Genomic DNA, 2,382 nt, shown 5'->3' with positions numbered 1-2,382 from the left:
CCCATCTCGAACACAGTAGTTAAGCTCTCTAGCGCCGATGATACTTGGCGGGCAGCTGCCTGGGAAAGTAGGACGTTGCCGGTTTTACAAAAAAGCACATTGCAAATTGCAGTGTGCTTTTTTATTGTGAAGTTACAAAGTCCTTCTTTTTTATATGGGGTTTGAGGCAAAACGGGACAGCGTGAGCGTAGGAGTGAAGCATAAAATGTTAAATAGCGTTGGCTTCATTAACGAGAATCGCTGACTTTTTTATAAAGCAAACAATAAAAAAGAGGAGCCTTTAAGCTCCTCCTATGACTAATATATATTTTTTAGGACGACTGTCTTTATTCTAGTCATTTCTTCAAAGGTAGACATAACTCCTTCTGTTCCTATACCACTAAGTTTCCAACCGCCAAAAGGCATTTCAAAGGATCGCAGGAAACCGGAACCATTTATAACAGCTTCTCCTGCTTCAATTGCTGAAGCTACCTTCATGGCTCTTTTGATATCCTTGGAAAATACACAGCTGGACAATCCATAGATAGATGAATTCGCTATTTCAATTGCTTCTAGATCGGATTCAAATTCTATAATAGGCACTACAGGGCCAAAGATTTCAAGATCTTTAGCGACATCTGCTGTTCTCGGCACATCAGTAATAATGGTTGGTTCATAGAACGCACCTTTTCGTGCACCGCCCAATATAATTTTTCCCCCTTGAGTAACAGTCAAATGGACCTCTTTTGCCACCTTTATAGCTGCTTTCTCACTAATAAGGCAGGCAATTTGAGTGTTTTCATTGTCCGGAAGCCCGATGTTCAATGCTTTTATCTGTTTGACCGCTTTTTCAGCAAATTCTTGTTTGAGAGAATGATGTATTAGAAATCGTTTACTGCCACAGCAAATTTGACCGGCATTATACATTCTTCCCCAAATCATTTCTTTAACAGCAAGGTCAATATCTGCATCATCTAAGACAATAAATGCATCATTACCGCCTAACTCCAAGGCTACACGCGTTAGATTTTGTGCAGCAAGTTTTGCTGTATTGATTCCGACTTCGGTACTCCCTGTTAATGTGATAAGACCAATTCTTGAATCTGTGATTGCAGCTGATTTTACATTACCTGGGGCCGTTAAACATTGAATGGCTCCTTTTGTAACGCCTGCCTCCACTAACATTTCTGTCACAGCCATAATTGTAAGCGGATTCTCTGAGGATGGAAGAACAATAGCTGCATTTCCCATCATTAAAGCAGGAGCAACCTTATGGTCGAAAAGATCACAAGGGAAATTAAAAGGTATAATACAAGTGATAATTCCAATAGGTTCTCTTGTTACTAATTGAAGATTTCCCACATGACCTTGTTCTGAGCCGGCAGGTATTATTGTTCCATAAAAATGCTTAGCTTGTTCAATGTAAGCGGAAAAAGCAATATGGATATTTTTTATTTCGTTTCTTGCTTCTTTAATGGGCTTTCCGTTTTCTTGACACAGAAGCTGAGCCAAAACTTCTTTATTTTTTTCAACCAAATCAAGAAAGTTGTATAAGATTTTAGCCCTTTTATATAATGGAACTTGTGCCCATTCTTTTTGACCTTTTTCAGCCGCAGCAATTGCCAGCTCAATGTCTTCTTCTGTGGCTCTAGGCACGGTATCTATTACATGCCCTGTAGCGGGTGCAGTTATTGGAAAAGTTAAGCCGCTTACACTATCGACTTTTTCACCGTTAATAATCATTTTCATAAATGTGTCCTCACTAATAATTCAGATAATCATAAGAAGTTTTCAGATAGTAGATAATATGATTTTGGAAAATAAACTTTACTTGTTAAAAGCAGTGTATGAAAGGATCAAGCCGCTTTAAATATCATTACTGTTATTTCTATACCCGCATTTTCCCAATGTAAACTCCTTAGAGTGCGTTCACCAACACGAATGATAATCCCACCAAACCTATCTTAGTAGGTGTGAAGTTTGGCAAATTTCCATTCAATGAACGCTTCCTTGCGACAACGCCTTCGTTTCCGAATCGCTCCGCTTCCTGCTGTCCGTTTTGCCCAGCCAAGCAAGCTTGGGACAAAAAGGCAAAGCTGTACCTCAATTATATCATATAACATTTTAAATTTAAGATAATTCTGAAAAATAGATCGAAAAAAGAGATAATCAAATAAGGGGCATCGTGTGATAATATTGAGGAATAAATTTGAGAAATTTGCTAAGTATAAAGTTTGTGAAAACCATTTCAGGAGCCATAAACCGCTTGTTTTCAACAAGTAGAGAGGGAATATAGAATTTTTCAAAAAAGGTGTTGACAGAGCAAGCAAAGTTTGGTAATCTATTAAAGCTGTCTCGTGAAACACGAACGTGAGCCTAACTTGTTAACCACAACAAATTGTA

The 2,382-nt window shown here is 38.3% G+C and carries 1 protein-coding gene and 1 rRNA gene; one reads left to right on the top strand and one right to left on the bottom strand.

The features are described from left to right. A 5S ribosomal RNA gene (gene rrf / locus JYB65_RS14790) occupies nt 1-84 on the top strand; the annotation flags it as partial. A 213-nt stretch (nt 85-297) separates the two neighbouring features. Here the strand turns inward: rrf and JYB65_RS14785 are convergent. Then, nucleotides 298-1,728 carry an aldehyde dehydrogenase family protein gene (locus tag JYB65_RS14785; protein ID WP_206583471.1) on the bottom strand — a complete coding sequence of 477 codons (1,431 nt, stop codon included), beginning with the start codon at nt 1,726-1,728 and terminating at the stop codon, nt 298-300. Nucleotides 1,729-2,382: the final 654 nt, after the last annotated feature.

This window comes from Clostridium aminobutyricum (assembly GCF_017255415.1).
Classification (GTDB): Bacteria; Bacillota; Clostridia; order Peptostreptococcales; family Anaerovoracaceae; genus Aminipila; species Aminipila aminobutyrica.
This window is presented reverse-complemented; position numbering and strand designations above follow the sequence as displayed.

Excerpts from the sequence above, each read along its gene's own strand:
- JYB65_RS14785 (WP_206583471.1), bottom strand. The coding sequence starts at position 1,728 with ATGAAAATGATTATTAACGGTGAAAAAGTCGATAGTGTAAGCGGCTTA.